This window comes from Microcystis sp. BLCC-F210, assembly GCF_042134685.1.
Lineage (GTDB): Bacteria > Cyanobacteriota > Cyanobacteriia > Cyanobacteriales > Microcystaceae > Microcystis > Microcystis aeruginosa_D.
Genome location: NZ_CP169647.1, coordinates 680122 through 692329, shown reverse-complemented (window position 1 = coordinate 692329; position 12208 = coordinate 680122). Strand labels below are relative to the sequence as shown.

The 12208-nt window shown below is 44.5% G+C and carries 15 protein-coding genes and 1 pseudogene; 8 read left to right on the top strand and 8 right to left on the bottom strand.

Going from position 1 to position 12208, the window contains the following annotated elements:
* Positions 1-32: 32 nt before the first annotated feature.
* The 5 genes from ACE3JL_RS03435 to mnmG form a co-directional block, all read right to left on the bottom strand.
* Positions 33-320: a shikimate dehydrogenase gene (locus ACE3JL_RS03435; RefSeq protein WP_375328856.1), complete on the bottom strand. Its 288-nt coding sequence runs from the start codon at positions 318-320 to the stop codon at positions 33-35.
* Positions 321-427: 107 nt separating this feature from the next.
* Positions 428-634 (bottom strand): type II toxin-antitoxin system HicA family toxin, encoded by a 207-nt coding sequence (locus ACE3JL_RS03430; protein ID WP_002737289.1) that lies wholly within the window; start codon positions 632-634, stop codon positions 428-430.
* Positions 631-834: a type II toxin-antitoxin system HicB family antitoxin gene (locus ACE3JL_RS03425; RefSeq protein ID WP_002737783.1), complete on the bottom strand. Its 204-nt coding sequence runs from the start codon at positions 832-834 to the stop codon at positions 631-633. Before ACE3JL_RS03425 ends, ACE3JL_RS03430 begins: the two co-directional genes overlap by 4 nt.
* Before the next feature lie 92 nt (positions 835-926).
* On the bottom strand, positions 927-1181 hold the full coding sequence (locus ACE3JL_RS03420) for a hypothetical protein (protein WP_375328855.1): 255 nt from the start codon (positions 1179-1181) through the stop codon (positions 927-929).
* Positions 1182-1334: 153 nt separating this feature from the next.
* Complete coding sequence (mnmG, locus tag ACE3JL_RS03415; protein ID WP_375328854.1) at positions 1335-3242, bottom strand: tRNA uridine-5-carboxymethylaminomethyl(34) synthesis enzyme MnmG; 1908 nt, start codon at positions 3240-3242, stop codon at positions 1335-1337.
* Between the two features lie 233 nt (positions 3243-3475).
* Here mnmG and ACE3JL_RS03410 point away from each other — a divergent pair, with 233 nt between their 5' ends.
* Together ACE3JL_RS03410 and cydB are read left to right on the top strand one after the other, a co-directional pair.
* Positions 3476-4903 carry a cytochrome ubiquinol oxidase subunit I gene (locus tag ACE3JL_RS03410; RefSeq protein WP_375328853.1) on the top strand — a complete coding sequence of 476 codons (1428 nt, stop codon included), beginning with the start codon at positions 3476-3478 and terminating at the stop codon, positions 4901-4903.
* Between the two features lie 8 nt (positions 4904-4911).
* Positions 4912-5925, top strand: coding sequence for a cytochrome d ubiquinol oxidase subunit II (gene cydB / locus ACE3JL_RS03405; protein ID WP_002792975.1), 1014 nt, complete (start codon positions 4912-4914; stop codon positions 5923-5925).
* Between the two features lie 81 nt (positions 5926-6006).
* Here cydB and ACE3JL_RS03400 read toward each other — a convergent pair whose 3' ends face one another.
* Both ACE3JL_RS03400 and ACE3JL_RS03395 read right to left on the bottom strand, forming a co-directional pair.
* On the bottom strand, positions 6007-6501 hold the full coding sequence (locus ACE3JL_RS03400) for a phosphoribosyltransferase (protein ID WP_375329578.1): 495 nt from the start codon (positions 6499-6501) through the stop codon (positions 6007-6009).
* A gap of 22 nt (positions 6502-6523) precedes the next feature.
* A complete protein-coding gene (locus ACE3JL_RS03395) occupies positions 6524-6757 on the bottom strand; it encodes a hypothetical protein (RefSeq protein WP_002771307.1) in 234 nt (77 codons plus the stop codon).
* A gap of 80 nt (positions 6758-6837) precedes the next feature.
* Here ACE3JL_RS03395 and ACE3JL_RS03390 point away from each other — a divergent pair, with 80 nt between their 5' ends.
* The 4 genes from ACE3JL_RS03390 (at position 6838) to ACE3JL_RS03375 (ending at position 9625) form a co-directional block, all read left to right on the top strand.
* Positions 6838-7527: a lecithin retinol acyltransferase family protein gene (locus tag ACE3JL_RS03390; protein ID WP_375328852.1), complete on the top strand. Its 690-nt coding sequence runs from the start codon at positions 6838-6840 to the stop codon at positions 7525-7527.
* Between the two features lie 90 nt (positions 7528-7617).
* On the top strand, positions 7618-7854 hold the full coding sequence (locus ACE3JL_RS03385) for a hypothetical protein (RefSeq protein ID WP_190380147.1): 237 nt from the start codon (positions 7618-7620) through the stop codon (positions 7852-7854).
* A gap of 82 nt (positions 7855-7936) precedes the next feature.
* Positions 7937-9100: a GuaB3 family IMP dehydrogenase-related protein gene (locus tag ACE3JL_RS03380; RefSeq protein WP_271992562.1), complete on the top strand. Its 1164-nt coding sequence runs from the start codon at positions 7937-7939 to the stop codon at positions 9098-9100.
* Positions 9101-9283: 183 nt separating this feature from the next.
* On the top strand, positions 9284-9625 hold the full coding sequence (locus ACE3JL_RS03375; protein ID WP_375328851.1) for a DUF760 domain-containing protein: 342 nt from the start codon (positions 9284-9286) through the stop codon (positions 9623-9625).
* A gap of 125 nt (positions 9626-9750) precedes the next feature.
* On the opposite strand, the gene ACE3JL_RS03370 is transcribed toward ACE3JL_RS03375, so the two are convergent.
* Positions 9751-11604, bottom strand: coding sequence for a hypothetical protein (locus ACE3JL_RS03370; protein WP_375328850.1), 1854 nt, complete (start codon positions 11602-11604; stop codon positions 9751-9753).
* A 178-nt stretch (positions 11605-11782) separates the two neighbouring features.
* On the opposite strand from ACE3JL_RS03370, the pseudogene ACE3JL_RS03365 reads away from it, so the two are divergent.
* Positions 11783-11866, top strand: a pseudogene (locus tag ACE3JL_RS03365) (hypothetical protein); the annotation flags it as partial.
* A 54-nt stretch (positions 11867-11920) separates the two neighbouring features.
* Positions 11921-12196 (top strand): hypothetical protein, encoded by a 276-nt coding sequence (locus ACE3JL_RS03360; RefSeq protein ID WP_375328849.1) that lies wholly within the window; start codon positions 11921-11923, stop codon positions 12194-12196.
* The last annotated feature ends 12 nt before the right edge of the window (positions 12197-12208 follow it).

Genomic DNA, 12208 nt, shown 5'->3' with positions numbered 1-12208 from the left:
CAAAAATCGATCGCCGTTCCCAGAAAAATCCTTTAAGGATTCGGGATCGATCGCACCAGCAGAGTCAGAATACTGGTTAATACTGCCACTACCACGGGAATAATCAACGATTTTGATCCCTTAAGGTCAGAGACATCCTGAATTAAAGCGTCCTGTGTTCCCTCTACTTTTTCCAATCGCCTATCAATAATCTTGAGTTCGGTTTTCACCTCGGCCATATCTACTTTTAGATCAGCGACATCTTTCTGTAAAGAGTCTAATTTTTCCGTGATATTTGTTAGGATAATTTCTAGGGAATCGGTGACGGGGGATTGACTCATCTGAATTTCCGGGAATATTCGATCGCCTAGTACTATTGTAGGCTGATAATCGTTATTGGTAATTCTGTGATCTTTCGGGAGTGACGGAATTACAGCGATCGCATTGATCAAATATCTTCTTCAGAAAGTCCCGCTTGTTTCAAAAAATGCTTGAGTAATCCGATTTTTAAATCCTGGTTTCCGTGAATCGGCACAGAGATACGGGTGGGATTATCTGGCTGACAGTAAATGTGATGACTACCTTGAATTCTCAATAATTCCCATCCGTGACGCTCTAAAATTTTGGCGAACTTTTTCCCGGAAATCGATTTCATATCGCTATTTCTAGAATCCGAGTTTTCGGATCGGTCGGCAAGGATTCCACATCTATGGATAGACAACCTTCGATCGCCTCGTGTAAATTCTCTAGTAGTTCCTCGAAAGTTTCTGCTTGGGTGGCACAGCCGGGGAGCGCCGGGACTTCCCCCCAGAAGCCGCCTTCCTCCGCCTCGTGAACGATAACTTTCATTTTCATTGCTTATCTCCTAGATCGATCAATGGGAGGGATAGATAGATAAATTATCACCACCCCTAAAATCTAACATTTCTACGGGGTTGTGTAAATAATCAGTCTTCAATAACTGGATTTAGTCTAAATATTGTAGGCTGTTTTTGTAATTGAGATTTTTGGCGAAATCGTGCTGTAAATTCAGGATATTTTTCTAAATCTTCAACCGAATCTACTGGGGGCATTTCAATCCAATTTCCTTCTTGATCTAATCTGTCTATATAAGCATAGAAGGCTTGTTGATCATCTCTGTGAGAAAGCATATAATCTTGCAGTTCTTTTTGACTCATTGCTTGAAATTTAGGTTGACTCATGCAATGTACCTCCAATTTTCGTGATGATAGTGGCAAAATTAAGCCTGATCGAAAAGTACCCCATCCTTTCTTTTGGTCGCCATTTATTTTGATTGGGGCTGCTAATTAAGCAGCCGATAACAACTCTTGATCGCTGATAATCAGGATTATTTCCTAACTTTTAACTGCTGACATCTGCCGCATTTCTAAATACACTAATAAAGCGTTAATATCAGCAGGATTGACTCCGCCAATTCGCGAGGCTTGGCCGATGGTGGCGGGTTTAATTTTTGTTAATTTTTCCCGGGATTCCATTGACAAAGTTTCGATTTTCATGTAGTCAATATCGGGGGATAAATGACGGTTACTGTGGCGACTAATTTGGTCAATTTGATTTTGTTGTCGCTTCAAATAACCAGAATATTTAATCTCAATTTCTACCCCTTCTCTTTCGGCTAAATTTAAATCGGGATTACCCAAACCATAGCGATCGAGATCGAGATAATGCAAGCTAGGACGACGCAGTAAATCCGCTAAAGAGAGAGAACCTTTAATTTTTTGTTCCGTATCCTTAACGATAGCAATTGCCACCTGATCCCGTTCTTTAATTCTCGTTTCGTGTAGGCGTTCTTTTTCAGCGATAATATTAGTCTGTTTCGTTTGGAATAATTGCCAACGCCGGTCATTAATTAAACCAATTTCTCGCCCTAAAGGTGTTAATCTTTGATCGGCATTATCCGATCGCAATACTAAGCGATATTCAGAACGACTGGTTAACATTCGATAGGGTTCGCGCAAATCTTTGGTACACAAATCATCGACCAAAGTTCCTAGATAACTTTCCTCCCGGGGAAAAACAATTAACTCTTTTCCTAAAGCAAACCGCGCCGCATTAATCCCCGCCACCAGTCCCTGGGCTGCCGCTTCTTCATAACCGGTTGTGCCGTTAATTTGTCCCGCACAAAATAACCCCTCAATCTTCTTCGTCATCAGGGTTGGATAACACTGAGTTGCTGGTAAATAATCGTATTCCACTGCATAGGCAGCCCGCAACATTACACAGTTTTCTAAACCGGGTAAAGTCCGCAGCATTGCTAATTGAACATTTTCCGGCAGTCCGGTTGAAAAGCCTTGGATATAAAGTTCGGGAATATCGCGCCCTTCCGGTTCAATAAAAATTTGATGACTTTCTTTATCGGCAAAACGAACGATTTTATCCTCAATACTGGGACAATAACGCGGCCCTTTGGAGTCAATAAAACCGCCATAAATGGGGGATAAATGTAAATTATCTCTGATTAATTGATGAGTGGCCGCCGTGGTGCGGGTGAGATGACAGTTCATTTGTTCTCGTTCGATCCACACCTCCGGATCAAAACTAAACCAACGTACCTCGTCATCGGGCGGTTGCGGTTCCATGCGGGAGTAATCCACCGAACGCTTATCCACACGGGCAGGAGTGCCAGTTTTTAGGCGACCAGTCTCGAATCCGAGGCGATTTAGGGTTTCTGTTAAACCCACCGCCGCAAATTCGCCCGCGCGTCCGGCGGCCATGGATTTGCCGCCAATCCAGATTTTGCCGCCTAAAAAAGTGCCAGTGGTTAAAATGACGGCTTTAGCGGCGAAACAAGTGCCGAAATAGGTTTCTACCCCTAAAACTTGCTCATTTACCCCTAAAATCAGGTCTGTGGCCATGCCTTCCCGAATAACGAGATTTGCTTGGGTTTCGACGATACCTTTCATCACCGCCGCGTATTCCCGTTTATCGGTTTGGGCGCGTAGGGCCCAGACTGCCGGTCCGCGAGAGGCATTAAGAACCCGTTTTTGCAGATAGGTGCGGTCGGCCATTTTGCCAATTTCGCCGCCTAAAGCGTCCACTTCGTGGGTTAATTGGGATTTAGCCGGACCACCAACGGCGGGGTTACAGGGTTGCCAAGCGATTTTATCGAGATTAAGGGTGAGGAGAAGGGTACGACAACCGAGACGGGCGCAAGCTAGGGCCGCTTCACAGCCGGAATGGCCTGCCCCGACGACGATGACATCAAATTCGTCTTGAAAGTCTGCGGCTGAGGAGAAAGTCATACTCGATCGAGGGGAAAATTAATTAATCAGGCTAATATTCTAGCAATTTTTCTGAGTTTTCCCCCTAATATAATACAAGAATACTAACTAAAGTCATTGACTAACACCAAAGCGATCGCATAAATCTAAAAACAATCTATATAATTCCTGTTTAACCTTGCCTTTTCAGGGCATTACTGGCTAAGTATTATAGGTGCTTATGATATCTTCACGATCGTTTAAAGATTATAATCATGGATTTACTTGCCAATCCCGTTGCTTTGTCGCGGATACAATTCGCCATCACCGCTATTTTTCATATGCTTTGGCCGGTCTTAACCACTGGTATGGGCATTTATCTAGTCATTGTCGAAGGATTATGGCTAAAAACCCGCAATCCTGACTACTATCATCACGCTCGCTTCTGGTCAAAACTCTACATTCTCAATTTCGGCATTGGAGTTGCTTCTGGTTTACCCATGGCTTTTCAGTTTGGCATGAATTGGGCACCTTTTTCGGAAGCGGTGGGGGACTTTTTCGGAACTATCCTCGGTTTCGAGGGAACCATGGCCTTTATGCTAGAGGCTAGTTTTCTAGGAATTATGCTGTTTGGTTGGGGACGAGTTCCCCCTTTAATTCACTTCCTAGCGACAATTCTCGTCGCTTTCGGGGCTAATCTTTCCACTTTCTGGATTCTAACCGCTAATTCTTGGCTGCAAACCCCCGCCGGCGGCATTTTCGTGGATGGTAAATTTATCGTTCAAGATTACCTACAAGCGATTCTCAATCCCTTCATGGTTAATAGTTTCCTGCATATGTTTTTCGCTACTCTGGAAACTTCTTTATTCGTCATTGGTGGGATTAGTGCTTGGTATTTGCTCAATAAACGTCACATTAGCTTTTTTAGTCGTTCTCTCAAAATTATTCTTACTCTAGCGATTGTTATCGCCCCCTTGCAAATTTTTGTCGGTCATCTTAGTGCCGAACAAGTGTATCACTATCAACCGGCTAAATTAGCCGCCATGGAAGCGCAATGGGAAACCATTCCTGCGGGAGAAACTGCCGGTTGGAGTTTGGTTGCTTTACCCAAGGATAAAGCGGAGACCAATAGCTGGGAAGTGAAGATTCCTAATGCTTTGGGTTATCTTTTGGAATTAAAACCCAAGTTATCGGAACCTGTTCTCGGCTTAAAAACGTGGAAATACGAAGACAGACCGCACATGGTGGGGCTAATCTATTATTCCTTCCGGATTATGGTCGCTATCGGTCTTTTTCTCGCGTCTTTAATGGCTGTAACTGTCGGGCAATGGCTGCGCGGTCAATTATCTAACGAAAAAATCGACAGTCAAAAATGGTTACTACGCGCTTGGGTTTTTGCGGCCCCTCTGGGTTATCTTGCGGTTGAAACCGGTTGGATTGTCCGTTGTGTCGGTCGTCAACCCTGGACAGTTTACAATCAAATCCGGACGGTGGATGCTGCTTCTAAACTGCCCGCAGGCGAGATTTTAACTTCTTTAATCGGAATTACAGCGATTTATGTCGTTTTCTTGGTTTCTGCTCTCTATTTCGGCAGTCTTATTATCCGTCAGGGACCAAATCTTAACTTACCACTGCCGGGGACTCAAGAGGAAAAAGTGACCTCACAGGAGGTTAGTTCTCGTTCCCTGGAAACGCAACAATAGGAGGAACTATGGAACCGTTACAGTATTTTTTGCCGCAAATTTGGTTTTTTATTCTGGGTTTATTCCTGTTTCTCTACGTCCTCCTCGATGGTTTTGACTTGGGGGTGGGAATTCTTTCCCTGACTTCCTCCTCCGAGAAGCGTCGCAGTATTTTAATGACCAGTTTGGGCAATGTTTGGGATGCTAACGAAACTTGGATTGTTTTGATGGGGGGTTCCCTGTTTGGGGCGTTTCCCCTAGCTTACGGGACAATTTTAAACGCTTTATACCTTCCAGCAGTGATTATGGTGGTGGGGCTGTTATTTCGGGCTGTTTCCTTCGAGTTTCGTGAACATTCTCGTCGCAAGTTGTTCTGGAATTATGCCTTCGGACTCGGCAGTTTTTTGGCCGCTTTGGGGCAAGGATTCGCCCTCGGTGCGGTTTTTGAGGGCATTAAAGTGGATGAATTGGGTCATTTTGCCGGCGGTCCCTTTGATTGGTTAACATGGCGATCAATTCTAGTGTCTCTAACTTTAATCCAAGCTTATGTTTTAGTGGGTTCCACTTACCTAATTCTGAAAACTACGGGGAATTTACAGGAAGTTCACTATAAAACGGCAAAAATCGCCGCTATTACCACTTTTATCGGTGCTATCTTTATCACTATCAGTACACCGCTGCTTTCTGACCATATCCGTCAGCGTTTATTTGACCCTCGACTAATTTACATCTTTATCCTCATCCCGATTTTAGCTGTGGTCTTACTGGGTTTATTACTGCGGAGTTTGCAACTAAAGGAAGAAAACACCCCGATGGTCTGGACAGTATTGCTGTTTATGCTCTCTTTTATCGGTTTGGGATTGTTGATTTTTCCCGATATTATTCCCCCGTCCGTGACAATTTATCAAGCGGCAGCCGCTCCCAGTTCTTTGGTGTTTATGCTGACTTTTGTGGGTTTTTTAATCCCAATTTTACTAGCCTATACGGTTTATAATTACATAGTTTTTCGGGGTAAAATTACTGCTGAATCCTACGGAGAATAGATGGCGTTGCCGATTTCAGATATGAATCTTCTTTGGTGAGATTTTTAAAGGGGGACTCTCTAAGCTGATGGTAAACTGAATTTACTCTAGGAGATCTTTGGGTGTAATTAATTCGTAACGCTCGAAGGGTTGATGAATCCAAGGATTATCGGGGTAATATTCCACATAATAGTCAGGTTTAATTCTTGAGGCTGCTTTGTACCAGATCACCGCAGTTTTGATATTGGTAATCCCGTATTTTTCCTGCAATAAAATCGAGGTTTTTTGGAGAGTGATTCCCGAATCGACTAAATCATCCACTAATAACAAGGGACTCTTTAATTTGGCTTCGATCATGGCTAAATTCGAGGAAATAGTTAATTCTCCCCGAATTTGATGATTTTGCCCCCCGTAGGAAGCAGCATAGAGAATGGCTAGGGGTTGACGAAAAAGACGACAGAGAATGTCACCGACGCGCAATCCTCCCTTAGCTAAACAGACAATCTGAGCAAATTGCCAACCGGAACGATCGATTTTTACTGCTAATTTTTCGATCAGACGATGGTATTCATCCCAAGAAACATAGACATCGGCCATATTTTCCATTCCCGATTGAGAATTACTTATTTTCGGCAGGTCGATCACTACTCCAGGCCCACCAAACTCGATCGCATTGACAATGATAGAATTCCTGCCATTTACGACGGGAATCTTCTCCTAAAACGGGAGCGCGGCGATTGATCCAAACGGCCTGAGCTTCTTTAGCTTTTGCCCCACAGTAAGGACAACAAAAATTGTAGGCGTGAACAGCATTCTCTGTCCAGTCAGGGGGAAAGGGACTAAAAGCATCCATAATCTCTAAAATATAAGAGTAATAACCAGAAAAACTGGGTCAATAGATAATCTCCTTGTTTACTCTATCACTAAAAAAATATGGCTAAAGGGGATCAAATATACGCCTATCGGGAATTGCTCAATCTTCAGGGTGTTTATGCTCATCATGGCATCGATTGTGGTGATGGTAGCGTCATTCATTACCGAAAACCGAGCGAGATTGTGGAACGAACTTCCCTAGAAACCTTTGCTAGGGGCGGTAAAATCTATGTGGTGCGCCATGTAGAGGTGGGATTTTCCTTTATCCCCGATGTGGTGGTAGAAAGGGCGCTAAGTCGTCTGGGGGAGCAGAAATATAATCTTCTTTTTAACAACTGCGAACATTTTGCCACTTGGTGTAAGACCGGTATTAGCAAAAGTCAACAGATAGAAGAATTTATCCCGATTATTACCCATTTACAAGCGGTGGGACTCTACGAACCTCTGAAAAAATCCCTCATCGGAGCCGACCCCAACAATGCCCAAACCCTGTTAAAAGGGGCTTTAAGCAATCTTAAGGTCAGTTGGGATGAAATTCAACCCCAGTACAAAAAAGCCCTTCAAGAAGCAGAAACATGGAATCGAGTAGCGATCGAAGCTTTAAGCAGAAATCGCGATGATTTAGCCCGGGAAGCCCTGAAACGCAAGGTAGAAGCCAAAAAACAGGCAAAACGCCATCAGGAACAATTGGATCAAATAGCGGCCATGACCGAAAATGTTCTTAAAAGTCTGGTGATTGCTAACGGTTAGTCTGGATGTCAGTAAACTGTTCAGTGTCTAAACCTCTGCCAATTGCCTCGGTTGATTCCCCTCCACATCAGGTAATTTTAGTCGCTCGCCATGGAAATCTGGATTATTTTACGTTTTTCAATCGCCGCTGCCATTATCGCTTTAGTTTGCTGGTCTTTAACCAGTGCCGTGCGCGATAGTTGGCAAGTTGCCCGACGGATGCACTCCATCCCTTGCTCCCACTGCCGCTACTTTACCAACGATTATCGCCTCAAATGTAGTGTACAACCCCGGAGCGCCAACACCGAACAAGCGATCGACTGCGGCGATTATTTTCCCAGGGCCTAGTCAGCAATAATACCGAAAAGCTTTTCGAGATGGTGCGAAATTTGCTAGTCTAGGCTAAATAGGTCTGAAATAGTATAGAAACGTGGATACAATTATTGGTCGGGGCAAAACAGCCCGTAGAGCTTACGGTATCGATGAAATCGCACTTGTACCCGGAGTGCGAACCCTCGATCCCAGTTTAGCCGATACCCGTTGGTCTCTCGGCAATATCGAGCGGGAAATCCCGATTATCGCCAGCGCTATGGATGGGGTGGTGGATACTAAAATGGCCGTCCTTCTCTCCGAGTTGGGGGCGCTAGGGGTACTAAACCTCGAAGGTATTCAAACCCGTTACGAGGATCCTAACCCGATTCTTGATCGCATTGCGGCGGTCGGCAAAGCAGAATTCGTCAGTTTAATGCAGGAACTCTACGCAGAACCGATTAAACCGCAACTAATCGAGCTTCGTATCCAAGAAATTCAAGAAAAAGGCGGTATTGCGGCAGTTAGCCTCACCCCTGCTGGTGCCGTCAAATACGGTGCTATTGTTGCCCAAGCAGCGGCCGATATTCTCTTTGTCCAAGCAACCGTCGTTTCCACTGCCCATTTATCCCCGGAAGCTATCACCCCCCTCGATTTAGTGCAACTGTGCCAAGAAATGCCCATTCCCGTGGTTTTGGGCAACTGCGTCACCTACGAAGTCGCCCTTAACCTGATGAAAACCGGGGCAGCCGGGGTTTTAGTCGGTATTGGTCCCGGGGCTGCCTGTACTTCTCGCGGCGTTTTAGGGGTGGGAGTTCCCCAAGCCACTGCTGTGGCCGATTGTGCCGCCGCTAGGGACGATTTTTTCCAAGAAACCGGTCAATACGTCCCCGTTATTGCCGATGGCGGCATTATTACCGGCGGTGATATCTGCAAATGTATCGCCTGTGGTGCTGATGCGGTGATGATTGGTTCTCCCATTGCCCGCTCCTTGGAGGCCCCCGGCCGCGGTTTTCACTGGGGTATGGCCACACCTAGTCCGGTTCTACCCCGGGGAACTAGGATTAGTGTGGGCAGTACGGGAACTATTGCCGAAATCCTCGTGGGACCGGCAAAATTAGATGATGGTACTCATAACCTCCTAGGGGCGCTGAAAACCAGTATGGGGACTTTAGGTGCTAAGAACTTAAAGGAAATGCAACAGGTGGAAGTGGTGATTGCTCCTTCGCTGCTGACGGAAGGGAAAGTATATCAAAAGGCCCAGCAGTTAGGTATGGGTAAATAAAAGTTATCAGTGATCGGTTATCATCAGTGTTAAGTTTTTGATTTTTGCCGGAGATGGATTTTCTGCTTGGGATTACCATTCCCTTCAGGTTCGGTTCTACCGACTCCCACTATCTCAAAAAACTGTTAAATTGGAAGAACCAAAAGGATAGTTTATAAAAAAATTGAGTTAAGGAGATCAAAGGTGTACAGAGAAAACGATCGCCCTCACAATTTATTCGGTAGCGATAGTGAATTTTCTGAGAGTTTGTGGCAGTATGTCCAGACCTTAAGTCCGGAAACAATCGCCCAACTCTCTAAACCGGAGTCCCAAGAGGTTTTTCAAGTGATGGAACGCAACATTATCGGACTTTTGGGTAATCTTCCTTCCGAACATTTCGGTGTCACTATCAGTACCAGTCGCGAACATCTGGGCCGGTTATTGGCCTCGGCAATGATGAGTGGTTACTTTCTCCGCAATGCCGAACAGAGAATGAATTTTGAAAAATCCCTCGCTACTCTCCAGAGCGGTTCTAGCGATGTTTAAGGTTTAGCGGTAGTTAGTTTGAAAGGGAAAAAGAAGCAATCAGATTTTAGTTATCAGATTTTAGTTACAAGATAACTTTGATCTGACTAATAACTGATGACTGATAACTGATAACTGATAACTGATTAAAGACAATTTTGCTGCCAGAGTAGTTCTTTTTCAATTCCTTGTTTTTCTCCGGGGGCTACAGTCCTTTCTCGCATAATATAAAGTTGCAGGGATTTAATCTGTTGATCCCTACCGTGCTGCTGATTCCAGTTTTGACAGAGATACTGACCAAACTCTCCATAAACTGACCGACCAATAGCTCGATTAAGATTAATAAAATATTGTCGCCACTGCATGGTTTTATACAAACGATTGCGATCGCTTTCCGTGGGTTTATCCCAAATTACCGGCTGTCCTTCTCTAAATATATCTACCGTGGAACCATCGGCCAATTGACTGACTGCCACAAACCAAGCATCATCGCGAGGCGGACCGGGGGCAAAAATAGTCCAATACTGGTCTAAACGGGTAACTCTTGCCAGAATATCAATTGTATTAAAAGTACGACGGGTGAGCAAGCGATCGAGGGATTGAACTAAAGGTGTATTTAAATCGCCTCTATCGACCGATTGCCGGACAAAACTGCGTAAATTCCAGATACTGGTCAACAAGAAGAAGAAAATTACCAAAATATTTAAGGGTAAAGAGGATTTAATCGTCAGGGGACGAAACTTGAGAGGTTTGGTGAAATTGCCCATAAAACGACGATGGGAGGCAATCCACTCATAAATTCTCGTTCCTAGGGTCATGAGGGGCGGTAAACGCAAAATTGAGGCTAAAAACCAGAAAATTGGCGAAAGACTGACAACATAAACCAATGCTGACCATTTAAACCGACGTTTTCCCTGCCAATCTTCCACCACCCAAGAATTTTGGGCCACCATATCCTCGTATATTGAGGGGTTATCCTGAGCGACTAACAGGGGAGTGCCGGGTAAAATAAGAAAAGTGCGGAGAAGATAAACAACTTTCTTGCAAAATCCACAATCTCGATCGTAATTAACCCTTAAACCTTCTCTTTCTGGGGTTATCATCCGTTTTTGTCCCCAATCCCAGACAAGACTAGGTATGATCGGCAACCAATGGGTGACACTCAAAAACGGGAAAATTCCCAGATGAAAACTGAGACCAAAACCGATATGTAAAAGAATAAACGAGAGAATAGCGACTATTTTAAAGAAACTATTGCGAAAGGGAATAAAAATTAGCAGTGGACCCACCCATTCAAAGATTAACGCAGAAAAGGTCAGGATTTTTAGTAATTGTTGCGGTAAAGATAGTAAGAAACCAGCAAAAGCAGTACCGTACTGATCGTAACTAAGAGAGTAATAAACCGCCGTACCATCGGGCCACCAAGTCTCACTTTTGGTTTTAAAGGCCGCTGACCACATATAGATGTAACAAATTTGTATCATCAAAGCCACCGTGGCTGCCGAAACCACGCGCTTGGGTAGGGGGTTAGGATTGGTGTTTAAGGCACTTTCCACGGAATAACAAGCACCGAGGGGTAAAAACATCGCCCAGAATAATACTGCCCGGATTACGTCATCAGCGGCAAATAGTAACAGGGGGTTGCGATGATGTAAAGAGACGATTAGCGCCCAAGTGGCGATCGTAGCTAAACGGGTATGATAGCCAATTAAAAGCAATAATGCGATCGCTATAGCAACAATAAACAGGATACTCTGCACCAGTACCGAGTCACTGAGAGCAAAAATAGACCAGTAAAAAGGACTAGCAGAGACTTTTGATAAGCTTCCTAGGGGTAAAACCCCTAATTCGCTGTAATGGGCAGTTATTTGGCTAAAACGAACTGATAAATCCACTAAAACCACTAACGCCAAGGCAATGCGAAATAAAGCCAGCGATCGCAGGTCAAACCCGAAAATCTCTGCCAGTCTTTGTCTAAATGATTTTGTCATTATCGCCATAGGATGATGGCTCTTCTAGGTTCTGTGTGATAAGTTTAACTTACATTATGATCGATCTTTGTGTCCTCTGTGTCTCTGTGGTTCTTTCCACTCGGTCTCGCGTAGCGAGCGCGTTGCGACCGCCAGCAGGACTGTATCTTAGAATACATTTTACCCACCAAATCCAAGAGAGCCTGAAATCGATGAAGGTCAAACCCTAATCGAGCGGACTAGAGAAGAAATCACCGACCAATCCAGTCAACGGCAGTTAATTAATCTAATCGAAAGTATCATTATTTACAAATTACCCCAGAAAAGTCGCGAGGAAATTGAAGCTATGTTTGGACTAAGTGATTTAAAACAAACGAGAGTCTATCAAGAGGCACTGGCCGAAGGAGAAGAACGGGGTCTAGAACGGGGTCTGCAAGAGGGAGAACGTCTGGTGGTGGAAAACCTGCTCCGAGTCCGTTTTGGTGAGTTAGACTCACAAATTCAAGCTATTATCAGCCGGATTTTACAACTGCCTCCGGAAGAATTTACTCCTTTACTCCTACATTGTTCCAAGCAGGAACTCTTAAAGCGGTTTCCCCCGGAAAAGTCGCCAGGAAATTGAAGCTATCACCCC

Bases quoted from the DNA above. Each gene is read 5' to 3' on its own strand.
- ACE3JL_RS03435 (WP_375328856.1), bottom strand. From the start codon at position 320: ATGAGTCAATCCCCCGTCACCGATTCCCTAGAAATTATCCTAACAAAT.
- ACE3JL_RS03430 (WP_002737289.1), bottom strand. From the start codon at position 634: ATGAAATCGATTTCCGGGAAAAAGTTCGCCAAAATTTTAGAGCGTCAC.
- ACE3JL_RS03425 (WP_002737783.1), bottom strand. From the start codon at position 834: ATGAAAATGAAAGTTATCGTTCACGAGGCGGAGGAAGGCGGCTTCTGG.
- ACE3JL_RS03420 (WP_375328855.1), bottom strand. From the start codon at position 1,181: ATGAGTCAACCTAAATTTCAAGCAATGAGTCAAAAAGAACTGCAAGAT.
- mnmG (WP_375328854.1), bottom strand. From the start codon at position 3,242: ATGACTTTCTCCTCAGCCGCAGACTTTCAAGACGAATTTGATGTCATC.
- ACE3JL_RS03410 (WP_375328853.1), top strand. From the start codon at position 3,476: ATGGATTTACTTGCCAATCCCGTTGCTTTGTCGCGGATACAATTCGCC.
- cydB (WP_002792975.1), top strand. From the start codon at position 4,912: ATGGAACCGTTACAGTATTTTTTGCCGCAAATTTGGTTTTTTATTCTG.
- ACE3JL_RS03400 (WP_375329578.1), bottom strand. From the start codon at position 6,501: ATGGCCGATGTCTATGTTTCTTGGGATGAATACCATCGTCTGATCGAA.
- ACE3JL_RS03395 (WP_002771307.1), bottom strand. From the start codon at position 6,757: ATGGATGCTTTTAGTCCCTTTCCCCCTGACTGGACAGAGAATGCTGTT.
- ACE3JL_RS03390 (WP_375328852.1), top strand. From the start codon at position 6,838: ATGGCTAAAGGGGATCAAATATACGCCTATCGGGAATTGCTCAATCTT.
- ACE3JL_RS03385 (WP_190380147.1), top strand. From the start codon at position 7,618: ATGGAAATCTGGATTATTTTACGTTTTTCAATCGCCGCTGCCATTATC.
- ACE3JL_RS03370 (WP_375328850.1), bottom strand. From the start codon at position 11,604: ATGGCGATAATGACAAAATCATTTAGACAAAGACTGGCAGAGATTTTC.
- ACE3JL_RS03360 (WP_375328849.1), top strand. From the start codon at position 11,921: ATGTTTGGACTAAGTGATTTAAAACAAACGAGAGTCTATCAAGAGGCA.